This is a genomic window from Stenotrophomonas sp. YJH_SMC_119, assembly GCF_059368315.1.
Genome location: NZ_JCAFRP010000004.1, coordinates 223,775 through 236,662 on the forward strand (window position 1 = coordinate 223,775; position 12,888 = coordinate 236,662).

Here is a 12,888-nt window from a genome sequence, read left to right on the forward strand (position 1 = left end):
TTCAATTCCAGTTGTCGATCCTGACGTCGTGGGGGTTGGGCTGGCCCTTGCCGGTCTCCAGCAGGGCCTTCAGGCTCATCAGGAACACCGCCCACTTGGTGCTGCAGTGGGAGGTGAACTCGACGCGCTCCTTCCAGCCTTCATGGGTGAACAGGACGATGCAGTAATCGCCTTCCTGCTTCAGCACGAAGCGCGCGTGGGTGCCGATCCATTCGGCGGGACCGGCGATGAACCGCCAGAGCACGAGCTCGCCTGGAATGAGCTGTTCCAGCTTCATTTCCATCGCGCCGATCTCCTGGCCGTTGTTCGTGAAACGCGCCTTGACCGTGCCGCCGACCTCACGGTCGCCCCGGGTGTCTTCGGCCCACCAGGCGGCGACGCCTTCGGGCGTGGCCAGGGCCTGGTACACCTGGCTTGCGGGGGCCTTGATGCCGACCCTGTGTGCGATATCCACCATTGCAGGTTCCTCGCGATGGGCCGGCAGGCGCCGCCCTTGGGATGGACTATATGCAGGTAAATGCCTGCATGTCAAATCCGGCCCAGGGACTTCCGACCCTGGTAGTGCTGGCCGCTGGCCGGCATCCTCGTGACAGCTGATTGACGCGTTGACAGGAGTACGTGCATGACTGAAACAGGAAAGGACACCTTGACCATCCGCCGCGCCAGTGCGGCAGATGCCGCTGCGGTGCTGGCGCTGTTCGACGAGGTGATCGAATGGTTCGTGTCGATCGGCAATCTGCAGCAATGGGGCAGCGAGCCATGGTCCACGGTGCCACGCCGGATCACCCAGGTGACCGATGCGTGCGCGCTGCCTGGCGCATGGGTGGCCCAGAACGAGCAGGGTGAGGTGCGTGCGTTCCTGGCGCTGGGCGAGTCGATGCCCTATGTGCCGGCGCCCGATGGGCCGGAGCTGTACGTGCGGGTATTGGTGGCCTCGCGTGATGCGCGCGTGCGCGGCATTGGGCGTCGCCTGATGGCGTTTGCCGATGAACAGGCGCGCGCTGCCGGCCTCGACCATCTGCGCGTGGACTGCTATGGCGGAGGCAGCGGTGATCTGGTGCGCTTCTACGAGTCCTGCGGCTACACGCGAATTGCGCCGTTCAACGTGGACGGCTGGCCAGGCATGCTGCTGGGCCGCCAGCTCTGACGCCGCTGCGTCATTCGGTCGCAGCATGCATGCAGGAATCGGTACATCGGTTCGGCGCTAGAGTGGGGTCACCCCCTCCAGGAAGGAGCAGCGCATGTACTACAGCAGTGGCAACTACGAAGCCTTCGCGCGCCCGCGCAAGCCAGCCGGTGTCGATGGCAAGCGCGCCTGGTTTGTGGGGTCGGGGCTGGCCTCGCTGGCCGGCGCCGCGTTCCTGGTGCGCGATGGGCGCATGGCCGGTGAACGCATCACCATTCTTGAACAGCAGCAGATTCCTGGCGGTGCGCTGGATGGCCTGAAGGTGCCGGAAAAGGGTTTCGTGATCCGTGGTGGCCGCGAGATGGAAGATCATTTCGAGTGCCTGTGGGACCTGTTCCGCTCGATACCGTCGCTGGAGATCGAAGATGCCAGCGTGCTGGACGAGTTCTACTGGTTGAACAAGGACGACCCGAACTATTCGCTGCAGCGCGCCACCATCAATCGCGGCGAGGATGCACACACCGATGGCCTGTTCACGCTGACCGAGCAGGCACAGAGGGACATCATCGCGCTGTTCCTGGCCACCCGTCAGGAGATGGAGAACAAGCGCATCAACGAAGTACTGGGCCGTGATTTCCTGGACAGCAACTTCTGGCTGTACTGGCGAACCATGTTCGCGTTCGAAGAGTGGCATTCGGCGCTGGAGATGAAGCTGTACCTGCATCGCTTCATCCACCATATCGGCGGCCTGCCGGATTTCTCGGCGCTGAAGTTCACGAAGTACAACCAGTACGAATCGCTGGTGCTGCCGCTGGTGAAGTGGTTGCAGGACCAGGGCGTGGTGTTCCAGTACGGTACCGAGGTGACCGACGTCGACTTTGATCTGCAGCCCGACCGCAAGCAGGCCACGCGCATCCATTGGATGCATGACGGTGTAGCCGGTGGCGTGGATCTCGGCGCGGATGATCTGCTGTTCATGACCATCGGTTCGCTGACCGAGAACTCGGATAATGGCGACCACCACACTGCGGCACGCCTGAACGAAGGCCCGGCGCCTGCCTGGGACCTGTGGCGCCGCATTGCCGCGAAGGATGACGCGTTCGGGCGTCCGGATGTGTTCGGCGCGCACATTCCAGAAACCAAGTGGGAATCGGCAACGGTGACCACGCTGGATGCGCGCATTCCGGCCTACATCCAGAAGATCGCCAAGCGCGATCCCTTCAGCGGCAAAGTGGTGACCGGCGGCATCGTCAGCGTGCGCGACTCGCGCTGGCTGATGAGCTGGACGGTGAATCGCCAGCCACATTTCAAGAACCAGCCCAAGGACCAGATCGTGGTCTGGGTGTATTCGTTGTTCGTGGATACGCCCGGCGACTACGTGAAGAAGCCGATGCAGGACTGCACCGGCGAGGAGATCACCCGCGAGTGGCTGTACCACCTGGGCGTGCCGGTGGAGGAGATCGACGAGCTGGCGGCGACGGGCGCGAAGACGGTGCCGGTGATGATGCCGTATATCACCGCGTTCTTCATGCCGCGCCAGGCCGGTGATCGCCCGGACGTGGTGCCGGACGGTGCGGTGAACTTCGCTTTCATCGGCCAGTTCGCCGAATCGAAGCAGCGCGACTGCATCTTCACCACCGAGTACTCGGTGCGCACGCCGATGGAGGCGGTGTACACCTTGCTGGGGATCGAGCGTGGCGTGCCGGAGGTGTTCAATTCCACGTATGACGTGCGCTCGCTGCTGGCCGCGACCGGGCGCCTGCGTGATGGCAAGGAACTGGACATTCCCGGGCCAGCGTTCCTGCGCAACCTGCTGATGAACAAGCTGGACAAGACCCAGATCGGTGGTCTGCTGCGCGAGTTCAAGCTGGTGCAGGAGGACTGAGCGGGGCGTGGGTAGCGCCGGGCCATGCCCGGCGAGCCCGGCAGCGGGTAGTTGACAGCGTTTCAACCTACTAGTAGGTTGGCGACATGAAAGAGTCGCTCTCGCCCAAGGCCCAGGAGATCCTGACCCATGCCCGTTCGCTGCTGGAGGCCGGTGGCTACAACGGTTTCAGCTACGCCGACGTGTCCGCGCGGGTGAACATCAGCAAGGCCAGCATCCATCACCACTTCCCCAGCAAGGCCGACCTGGTGCGCACGGTGGTTGAACTGTACCGGGCCGAGGCGCGCGAAGGCCTGGCGCTGCTGGACCGGCAGCTGGACGACCCGCTGCAGGAGCTCAACGCCTATGTGGAGTACTGGTCCAGCTGCATTGCAGGGGGGACGTCGTCGTTCTGCATCTGCGCGATGCTGGCAGCGGAGGCGCCGATGATCCCTGCGGAGATTGCCGATGAAGTGCGCGGGCATTTCGAGGATCTGAGCGGGTGGCTGACGGTGACGCTGGAGAAGGGCGCGGCGCTGGGCCAGTTGCGCCTGCAGGGTTCCCCTGCGGACGAGGCCAGGGCGTTCATGTCCTCGGTGCACGGCGCGATGCTGGCCGCGCGCGGTTTTGGTGACGCGGCGACCTTCGCGGCACTGGCACAGTTGGCGATCGCGCGGGTGAGTGCGGCGCTCTGAGAGATGTGTGGTGGGCCTGCGGCGACGCGGGCCTTCTTTTTGAGTCCAATGCCTACCTACTAGTAGGTTCATTCTATCCCTGGAGATGTCCCATGTCCCACCCTCTGTCCACGCTTGGCGTGATCCATACCGCTGTCAGCCTGATCCCGGTGTTGAGTGGCCTGTATGCCTTCATTCGCCATCGCGCAATCGATCCCGCCACGCGCGCGGGCAAGCTGTACCTGGTGGGGCTGGTGCTGTCGGTGGCCACCTCGTTCACCGTGTCCAGCACGGGCGGGATCAACCCCGGCCACGCATTCGGGGTGATCGTGCTGCTGGTGGCATTCGGCGGCGTGCTGGCCGCGCGGCTGCGCTGGCTGGGGCGCGCAGCACCTTATGCATCGACGTTTGCGCTGTCTTTCAGCTTCCTGCTGTCGTTGGTGCCCGGCGTCAACGAAACGCTGACCCGCGTGCCGGCAGCGCATCCGATTGCTGCCGCGCCGATGGCCCCGGTGGTGCTGCACACGCTGCTGGTCTGCCTGGTGGTGTTCGTGATCGGCGTGGCCGCGCAGTGCTGGAGGCTGCGAAACCGTGCCTTGGCAGGACGATCCTGAGACGCCGCCGGTCACTCCGGCGCGGCAAGTGCGCCCAGCAGTGCCACCGGTTCGATCAGTGCAGCCGAGCGCGCCGGGTCAAGTTGAATGTGACGGCTGCAGAAGCCGAACGATCGGCCTGCGGCACGCTCGGGGACGCGTGCGCTCGCGTCCGGTGTCTCAATCTCCAGCACCTCATCCACGGCCAGCGCCAGCGTTGCGGTACCGGCATTGATCAACAGCATGGCCGGGCTGCCACCGTCGAATGCCGCTTGGCCGCTCATGCGGCGCAGGTCGACCACGGGTAATGGCTGCCCACGGACTTCCAGGGTCGGCCTGCCGTTGCGGTCTGCAGGGCCGAATGCCTCCAGGCCGCGAATTTCGACGGCAGCCTGGATGTCAATCGCGAACAGGGCGGTGCCTGCACGCACGATCACGATCTCGAACAGGTCGGCGGGCGATGCGCGTTTTTCCATTGCAGGTGGGGCGGGTACTGGCATGCGATGGGCGTGGCGAAGACAGCGGGAAGGAGGATCCTGATGATGACGCCCGAACGTAGCGCACGGCCGCGTCGGCAGGCGCACGCAAGGCGTCGGTTCAGTCTGTATCAGGCGGGGGCGCGTGGCGGCTCGACGGTGCCGATGCGTGGGAAATGCGGACGCAGCAGGCCAACGAGCTGATCCATGCCTGGAACGGAATGGCCAAATTCGTCCCATCGCGCATTGACCAGCCCGGACACGACGATCTGCCCGGTCTCGATGCGGGTCATCGCCCAGTAGGGTACGGCGCGTGCGCCGATTACCATGTCCAGTACCGGGGTGACGGCGGCGTGCGAACGACTGTCCTGGATGCGGCGCCTGACCGCCTCCAGGCCGTCGGGCGGGCCTTCGATGTACTGGAAAAACCGCTGCCCGTCGACGAGCAGCGCTCCGGTAACGTCCACCCGGCGATTGAACGCGGCAGAGCCCGAGACGATCTGGCGGAGGGTTTCATCGGAAAGCCCAGCCGACATGTGGCTGGAGTAAGCAAATGCGTGGAGCATGGAAGGGGCTTCGTGTGACGCCCATCACTATACGTGGGTCTCCACCGTCCGCCGTGAGCCTTTTCTCACGTGGCGCTGGAGAGCGCTGAGCTGGATCAGCAGCCCACCAGCCGATCCGCGCCAACACCGCCGCGATGCTGGCTGCGGTACTCGGTAGGGCTCGCATCGACCTGGCCCCGGAAGTGCCGACGGAACGATTCCTGCGAACCGAATCCAGCCTGCTCGGCAATCCACTGCAGCGGCCGATCGGTGGTTTCCAGCAGCTCGCGGGCGTAGGCGACGCGCTCGCGGATCAGCCAGTCGATGGGCGACAGGCCGGTGGCCTCCAGGAACTGCCGCTGCAGGGTGCGTTGGCTGAGTGCGGCCTGCTCGGCGAGGCTGCCCAGCGAGTGCGGCTCGCGCAGGTTGCGGCGCATCCATTCCATCAGCTTTGCCAGGCGCGTGGGCTCGCCATGGGGAATGGCGCGGCTGACACGCTGGCTGCGTTCGGCATCACGCCACGGCGCCAGTACCAGCCGTTCGGCCACCAGATTGGCCACGCGCGCACCGTAATCCTTGCGCACCATATGCAGCATCATGTCCATGCCGGTGGCCGAGCCGGCCGAAGTGATGATGCTGCCGGTATCCACGTACAGCGCATCCTCCCGCACATCGATGTGTGGGAACTCGCGTGCCAGCGCTTCGGTGAGGCGCCAGTGGGTGGTGGCCTGGCGGCCATCGAGCAGCCCGGCCCACGCCAGCACGAAGGCACCGGAGCAGATCGAAGCGATGCGCGCGCCACGGCCGTGGGCACGGATGAGTGCATCAAGCAGCGCCTGTGGCGGGCGCTCGCTGGGCTCGCGCCAACCGGGAATGACGATGATGTCGGCGTCATCAACTGTGCTGAGGTCGTAGGGAAGCTGCACCTGCGTTCCGCCAAGCATGCGCAGCGCACCAGGTTCACCCGCGCACAGCTGGGTGCGATACCAGGCCACGCCGAGTTCCGGCCGCACCGGCGCGAACAGGCCAACCGCACAGCCGAACTCGAACAGCCCTTGGCCGTGGCAGGCAACGATGGCGACGAGCGGTGCGCTGGGATCGGCGGGTGGGCTGGGCATGGCTTGATGCTACGGGTGGTGATGTGCGCCGCAGAATGCTGCGCGGGCATGAGGTGATGCCTGTGGAGCATGTGTACGGGGGGGGCATTCGTCTGGCTTGGGCACCCGACGGGGTAGAGTCGACTGTTAGTCGACTATCGCGCGCAGCGCGGGCTTCCAGGCGGTATCGCCAACAGCAGTCGACTAACAGTCGACTCTACCCCGTCGTTTGTCGCCCATCACCCACCACCTGCCACCCGCCGCTCGCCGTCCCATGGGCGTGGTGCGCAGGGCTGCCTAACGTCATTACCAGCAGTCATGTGGGTGGCCGGATGTTACGGCTGGGTGACGCGATCGCGCCTGTCGCGGTGGGCGGACAGGCCCTTGAATGGAAGCGTGTTTCCGGCCCACCCCCACGAGCCCCCATGCCTGCCGCCCACGCCCCTGTCCTGAGCACTCTCGCTGTTCTGATCACAGCCATCCTCGCCGCTTCGCCCAGCCATGCGGCTGAAGCCGATGCGGATCCTGCTGCCGCCGCTGCGACGGCCAACGTGGCCGCGTCCACGCTGGATGCCGTGGTGGTGACCGGCTCGCGCACCAGTACGCGTACGGTGAAGAACAGTTCCACGCCGATCGACGTGATCTCCGCCGAAGACCTCACCGCCACCGGCCAGGCCAACCTGCTGGAAGCACTGCAGCGCGCACTGCCGTCGCTCAGCCAGATTGGTGGCTACCAGAGCGACCAGGAGAGCCTGATTCGTGGCTACCAGCTGCGCAACCTGTCGCCCGGCTACACGCTGGTGCTGGTGAACGGCAAGCGCCGCAATGCCAGTGCCTATGTAAGCGGTGCCAATGGGGGCGGCTTCCCAGGCCATGCGTGGGCGGACCTGGCGTTGATTCCGGTGTCGGCCATCGACCACGTGGAAGTGCTGCGTGATGGTGCGTCGGCCATCTATGGCTCCGATGCGATTACCGGTGTGGTCAACGTGATCCTGAAGTCGCAGGCGCACGGTGGCGAGTTCGCCGTGGAAAGCGGGCAGAGTATTGATGGCGATGGCTCGCGAACCAGCGTGCGTGCCAACGTTGGCCTGCCGTGGGGTGCCGATGGCTTCGTCAACCTCTCCGGCGAGACCACCCGCCAGCATCATGCGATCCGCACCCGCCGCTACATCGATGGCTATCTGAGCTACCCGGCGGTGGATGGTAGCGGCAATCTGGTGGCGCTGCGGCCGAATAATCGATTGCCGGCCGGCGCATCGCCGAACCCGGCCGAAGCCAGCCGCAATGCCGAGGCCAACACCATCCTCAGCTCCCCGTCGTATGCGCTGAAGGCGTTCGCGGTGAACGTGGGCCATGGCCTGGGCGAGAGCGCGCAGTTCTACGCCAATGCCACCGCCAGCGATCGCACCGCGCAGGCGATCCAGAACTTCCGCCTGCCGGCGACCATCTTCACCACCTACAAGGCTCCAGGCGTGCTGAACGTGTTTCCCGATGGCTTCCTGCCGGTGCTGGAAACAAAGGAGAAGCAATACACCGGCACCGCGGGCGTGAAAGGCCAGATCGCAGGCTGGGACTACGACGCCAGCCTGACCGGCAACCGCAGCACGGTGCGTACCTATACGCGCAACTCGGTGAACTACTCGCTGCCGTACCCCCGTTCGCCCACTGACTTCTATGACGGCAAGCTGGACTACCAGCAGGGCATCGCCAACCTGGACCTGCGCCGTGGCTTCGAGGTGGCGGCGTTTGCGTCGCCGCTGGAGGTGAGCGCGGGCGCCGAGTACCAGCACGAACGATACGAGCGTGGGGCAGGGCAGTGGGAGTCATACACCGGCTTTGGTGCTGCGGCCTTCGTCGGCTATTCCACTGCGGACGCGGTGAAGGCGACCCGCAACAGCAAGGCGGTGTACGTGGGTGCGGCCACCAACATCACCTCGCGCTGGTATCTGGATGCGGCGGCGCGCTGGGAAGACCATTCCGACTTCGGCAGTGTCTCCACCGGCCGCCTGACCACGCGCTTCGACTTCACCGACGCGTTGGGTGTACGTGCGACGGTCAGCAATGGTTTCCATGCGCCCAGCCTGGGCGCGCAGTTCTACCAGGCCACTGGCAGCTGCCCGTGCGGTACCACGCTGGTGGCGCAGGTGTCTTCGCCGGCAGCGGTTGCGCTGGGTGCTACGCCGCTGAAGCCCGAGAAGGCCACCAACTACAGCCTGGGCGTGACCTGGGACCCGAGCCCGGCGTTCCACTTGGCCGTGGATGCCTACCAGATCGACATCCGCGGCCAGCTCGGCCAGTCCAGCCAGATCGGCTACAACGCGCAGGATCCTGCACGCGTCACCGACAACAGCGGCACGGTGCTGAGCGCGGCGCAGAAGAACACCATCGATGCGCTGCTCGGGTCGGCCGGCATCAGCATCCTGCCGGGTGATGCGTTCTACGCCAGCTACTTCACCAACGTGGGCAATACCCGTACGCGCGGCGTCGAGCTGACCGTGGAAGCGAACCAGGAAACGGCCTGGGGCAAGCTGCGCTGGAGCTACGCGGCCAACGTGGGGCGCACCACCATCCAGAAGATCAGCGACATTCCGGCGGCGCTGCAGGGGCTGCCGAACATCAACCTGTTGACCAAGAGCAGCGAGTACGCGCTGCGCTTCCGTACGCCCAGCTACACGCAGGTGGCGGGGTTGGGCTGGCAGAACGGGCGCTGGCGCTCGAACGTCGACTTCACCTACTACGGCCCGATCAAGCGCCTGAACAACGGCGTGGAGTACAAGCAGCCGCCGGTGCTGGTGACCAATCTCTCCGGTGCCGTGGAACTGGGCGCAGGCTGGAGTGCGGCGCTGGGCATCAACAACGTGTTCGACAAGCGCACGCGCAAGGTGCCGGAGTACGCGCGCAGTGCCACCGATGTGGCGAGCATCGAGACGACCTGGGACAACGGCGATGTGCTGGGCAACGTCGGCGCGTACTGGTACGGGCGGGTCAGTTACCGGTTTTGAGGTTCACGCCAAAGGCGGCCGGACGTAGTTCGGCATCATCGAGGAGCATTTCATGTCTTCTGCATTGAAGGTGGTGGCAGTGGTGGGGTCACCGACCAGCTCGGCGACGTCGCGCACGTTGCTGCTGGTGCGGCACTTGTTGGCGTCGTTGCAGCAGCGGGTGCATGCCAGCGTGGAGCTGGTGGAGCTGGCGCCGATCGCGCGTTCGCTGGGGCAGTCGCTGTCGCGCGATGAAGCGGAGCCAGCCGTAGAGCAGGCACTGCAGGCAATCGAGGCGGCCGGTCTGCTGGTGGTGGCGACGCCGGTGTATCGCGGTTCCTATCCCGGGCTGTTCAAGCACCTGGTCGATTTCATCGGGCTGGAAGCGCTGGTGGATACGCCGGTGCTGCTGGCGGCGACCGGTGGCAGCGAGCGCCATGCGTTGGTGATCGACCACCAGTTGCGGCCGTTGTTCAGTTTCCTGCAGGCGCACACGCTGCCGATCGGGGTGTATGCCACGCCTGCCGACTTCGATGGCGAGCAGATCAACAGTGCAGCCTTGCAGGCGCGCATCGCACTGGCGGCCGAGCGCGCGGCAGGGCATCTGGCTTCGCAGGCGCTGGCGGTACCGGCGCCGCTGCGAAGGATCGCCTGACGGCATAACCGGCGGCGCTTTGCTTATGGCCAAGGCGCATCTGCATGGCCGGATCTGACCGCCGATTGTCGCCTGGCATCGCCGTGCCGACCGCCGTCATCTCTAGCATCGATATCGAAGCGGCATCGCATTGCCGCCCCCCGATGAGGACGACCCCGTGAGTCTGAACGCAACCGACAAGCCCATCCTGTTCCTGCTCGACCGTGAGTTCGAGGACGGACAGATTCCCGGCCAGCGCTTCTTCTGCCGGCACAGCCTGTTGCTGGAAGGTGCGCTGTCGAGCATCGACGGCCTGGACGCGCAGCTGGACGTGCGCCGCATCGGTTTCGCACGGCCGCGCCGGGAGGTGATCGCCGAAATCGGCGAGCAGGACCAGTCGCTGCCGAAGCTGGTGCTGCCGCAGGGCGTGCGCAGTGACCTCGCGAGTGGCGTGCACCAGGACCGCCAGTACATCTCCGGTGCCGAACCGATCCTGGCCGCGCTGAACGGGTTGCTCGGCATCCCCGTGGCCCATCCCTGAGCGAGGACGCGACCATGAGCTATCAGATCAGCGTGTTGGACAAGAGCCCGGTGGCCGAAGGCGCCTCGCCGGAGCAGGCGCTGCGCAACAGCCTGCAGCTGGCGCAGCGCGCCGAACAGCTGGGCTATCACCGCTACTGGTTTGCCGAGCACCACGCCGTGCCGACGTTGGCCAGCCCCGCACCGGAAGTTCTGGCGGCCTGGGTGCTGGCGCAGACCCGGCGCATCCGCATCGGCAGTGGTGGGGTCATGCTGCGCCACTACGCGCCGTACAAGGTGGCGGAGAACTTCAACCTGCTGGCGGCGCTGGCGCCAGGTCGTGTTGACCTGGGCGTGGGCAAGGCGCCCGGCGGCCTGCCGGCCTCTACCGCTGCATTGGCAGCGGGGCGCCCGGCGTTCGCCGACTTCGACCAGCAACTGCGCGATCTTGAGGGCTATCTGTCCGGCGCCGACGCCGATGTGCTGGCGCGGCCGATTCCGCAGCGGGCGCCGGAGCGCTTTCTGCTCGGTGCCAGCCCGCAGAGTGCACGGCAGGCGGCCGAGCTGGGCTGGCGTTTCGTCTACGCCGCGCACTTCGACGGCGACCCTAAGCACATCGAGGCCGCGTTCGACGCCTACCGCAACGTCTCCTCGCAGCCACCGCTGCTGGCTACGGTGGCCTTCGCCGCGCCGACTGCCGAAGCCGCAGCGCGTCATATCGGTGCGCTACGCGTCTACAAGCTGCACCTTGGTCCCGGGCAGACGGTGAACCTGCCCAGCCCCGAAGCGGCTGCCGAGTACGCACGCCAAGTGGGCGTGGCCGACTTCCGCATCGAGGAAACACGCCCGAGCGTGTTGTCTGGCGATGCGCAGCACGTGCGCGGCGAACTGGACGCGCTGCATCGGCGCTTCGGCGTGGGTGAATTCATCCTCGATGCGCCGGTGGCCGACCTCGACGCACGCCTGACATCCCTTGAACTGCTGTCGCCCGCGCCGCGCGCGGCGGTGGCCTGACCTGCAGGAGCGATTCCCATGAGCACGACCCCCCGCCACATTCCGTTCGGCATCATGCTGCAGGGCCCCGGCAGCCACATGCATGCCTGGAAACATCCCTCCAACCCGGCCGATGCCAGCGTCAACCTGCAGTTCTACATCGACATCGCGCGCACTGCCGAGGAAAACGGCATCGCCTTCGGCTTCGTGGCCGATGGCCTCTACATCAACGAGAAGTCGATCCCGCACTTCCTCAACCGCTTCGAGCCGATCTCGCTGCTGTCGGCGCTGGCCACGGCAACGAAGAAGATCGGCCTGGCCGGCACGCTGTCGACCTCCTACAGCGACCCGTTCACCGTTGCCCGCCAGTTCGCCTCGCTGGATCTGCTCAGCGGCGGCCGCGCCGGCTGGAACGTGGTGACCTCGCCACTGGAGGGCTCGGGCCGCAACTATGGCCGGCCGCACCCGGAGCATGCGCTGCGCTACCAGATCGCCGACGAGTATCTGGAGGTGGTGCAGGGGCTGTGGGATTCCTGGGATGACGATGCCTTCGTGCGCGAGCGCAACAGCGGTACGTTCTTCGCGCCGGAAAAGTTCCGCCGCCTCGACCACAAGGGCCGCTTCTTCCAGGTGGAAGGCCCGCTCAACATCCAGCGTTCGCCACAGGGCCAGCCGGTGATTTTCCAGGCCGGTTCGTCTGATGATGGCATCGCGTTGGCCGGCAAGTACGCCGATGCGGTGTTCACCCATTCGCCATCGCTGGAAGAAACCCGCGCGTTCACCCAGAAGGTGAAGAACTCGGCGATTGCGCACGGCCGCAGCGGCAATGACGTGAAGATCTTCCCGGGTATCGGCCCCATCGTCGGCCGCACGGCCGAGGAGGCCGAAGCCAAATACCAGGCGATCGCTGCACTGGCCACGCTGGAGGATGCGCTGGCCTATCTCGGCCGCTTCTTCGACCACCACGATTTCAGCCAGTACGATCCGGACGCGCCCTTCCCGGAGCTGGGTGACATCGGCAGCAACTCGTTCCGCTCCACCACCGACCGCATCAAGCAGGATGCGCGTGAGAAGGGCTTGAGCCTGCGCCAGGTGGCGCTTGAAGCGGTGAGCCCGCGACCAAACTTCATCGGCACGCCGGAGCAGGTGGCCGATGAGCTGATCCGTTGGTTCGACGCCGGTGCCAGCGACGGCTTCATTCTCGGCTTTGCCGCACAGCGCGAAGGCCTGGATGATTTCGTGACCCAGGTGCTGCCGATCCTGCAGGCCCGCGGCTACCACCAGCGTGAGCTGCAGGGGCAGACCCTGCGTGAGCATCTGGGGCTGCCGTACAAGGCCAGCCGGTATGCGGCCGATGCCGAACCGGCGCGGAAGGCGGGGTAGGGC

The 12,888-nt window shown here is 65.8% G+C and carries 13 protein-coding genes; 9 read left to right on the forward strand and 4 right to left on the reverse strand.

Going from position 1 to position 12,888, the window contains the following annotated elements:
* Position 1: 1 nt before the first annotated feature.
* Positions 2 to 457, reverse strand: coding sequence for an SRPBCC family protein (locus AC5P6S_RS08605; RefSeq protein WP_024958133.1), 456 nt, complete (start codon positions 455 to 457; stop codon positions 2 to 4).
* A 165-nt stretch (positions 458 to 622) separates the two neighbouring features.
* On the opposite strand from AC5P6S_RS08605, the gene AC5P6S_RS08610 reads away from it, so the two are divergent.
* From AC5P6S_RS08610 to AC5P6S_RS08625, 4 genes are all read left to right on the forward strand, one after another.
* On the forward strand, positions 623 to 1,147 hold the full coding sequence (locus tag AC5P6S_RS08610; protein WP_164173361.1) for a GNAT family N-acetyltransferase: 525 nt from the start codon (positions 623 to 625) through the stop codon (positions 1,145 to 1,147).
* Positions 1,148 to 1,241: 94 nt separating this feature from the next.
* Positions 1,242 to 3,011, forward strand: coding sequence for an oleate hydratase (locus tag AC5P6S_RS08615; protein WP_164173363.1), 1,770 nt, complete (start codon positions 1,242 to 1,244; stop codon positions 3,009 to 3,011).
* 86 nt (positions 3,012 to 3,097) lie between these two features.
* Positions 3,098 to 3,685: a TetR/AcrR family transcriptional regulator gene (locus AC5P6S_RS08620; RefSeq protein ID WP_049395871.1), complete on the forward strand. Its 588-nt coding sequence runs from the start codon at positions 3,098 to 3,100 to the stop codon at positions 3,683 to 3,685.
* A 92-nt stretch (positions 3,686 to 3,777) separates the two neighbouring features.
* A complete protein-coding gene (locus AC5P6S_RS08625) occupies positions 3,778 to 4,278 on the forward strand; it encodes a hypothetical protein (protein ID WP_005413048.1) in 501 nt (166 codons plus the stop codon).
* Positions 4,279 to 4,289: 11 nt separating this feature from the next.
* On the opposite strand, the gene AC5P6S_RS08630 is transcribed toward AC5P6S_RS08625, so the two are convergent.
* From AC5P6S_RS08630 to ftrA, 3 genes are all read right to left on the reverse strand, one after another.
* The gene (locus tag AC5P6S_RS08630; RefSeq protein ID WP_224481844.1) at positions 4,290 to 4,841 is read right to left on the reverse strand and encodes a chemotaxis protein CheW; all 552 of its coding nucleotides are present in this window, start codon (positions 4,839 to 4,841) and stop codon (positions 4,290 to 4,292) included.
* Positions 4,842 to 4,864: 23 nt separating this feature from the next.
* A complete protein-coding gene (locus AC5P6S_RS08635) occupies positions 4,865 to 5,299 on the reverse strand; it encodes a BLUF domain-containing protein (RefSeq protein WP_329751044.1) in 435 nt (144 codons plus the stop codon).
* A 95-nt stretch (positions 5,300 to 5,394) separates the two neighbouring features.
* A complete protein-coding gene (ftrA, locus tag AC5P6S_RS08640) occupies positions 5,395 to 6,396 on the reverse strand; it encodes a transcriptional regulator FtrA (protein WP_164225675.1) in 1,002 nt (333 codons plus the stop codon).
* A 404-nt stretch (positions 6,397 to 6,800) separates the two neighbouring features.
* Here ftrA and AC5P6S_RS08645 point away from each other — a divergent pair, with 404 nt between their 5' ends.
* From AC5P6S_RS08645 to AC5P6S_RS08665, 5 genes are all read left to right on the forward strand, one after another.
* Positions 6,801 to 9,377: a TonB-dependent receptor plug domain-containing protein gene (locus AC5P6S_RS08645; RefSeq protein ID WP_065184095.1), complete on the forward strand. Its 2,577-nt coding sequence runs from the start codon at positions 6,801 to 6,803 to the stop codon at positions 9,375 to 9,377.
* Positions 9,378 to 9,429: 52 nt separating this feature from the next.
* Complete coding sequence (gene msuE / locus AC5P6S_RS08650; protein ID WP_049397092.1) at positions 9,430 to 10,011, forward strand: FMN reductase; 582 nt, start codon at positions 9,430 to 9,432, stop codon at positions 10,009 to 10,011.
* A 157-nt stretch (positions 10,012 to 10,168) separates the two neighbouring features.
* Entirely contained in the window at positions 10,169 to 10,531 is a 363-nt protein-coding gene (locus tag AC5P6S_RS08655) for a DUF3088 family protein (protein ID WP_099497614.1), read from the forward strand.
* A 14-nt stretch (positions 10,532 to 10,545) separates the two neighbouring features.
* Positions 10,546 to 11,523, forward strand: a complete 978-nt coding sequence (locus AC5P6S_RS08660; RefSeq protein ID WP_099497615.1) for an MsnO8 family LLM class oxidoreductase — start codon at positions 10,546 to 10,548, stop codon at positions 11,521 to 11,523.
* Between the two features lie 18 nt (positions 11,524 to 11,541).
* Positions 11,542 to 12,885, forward strand: coding sequence for an LLM class flavin-dependent oxidoreductase (locus AC5P6S_RS08665; protein WP_495204559.1), 1,344 nt, complete (start codon positions 11,542 to 11,544; stop codon positions 12,883 to 12,885).
* The last annotated feature ends 3 nt before the right edge of the window (positions 12,886 to 12,888 follow it).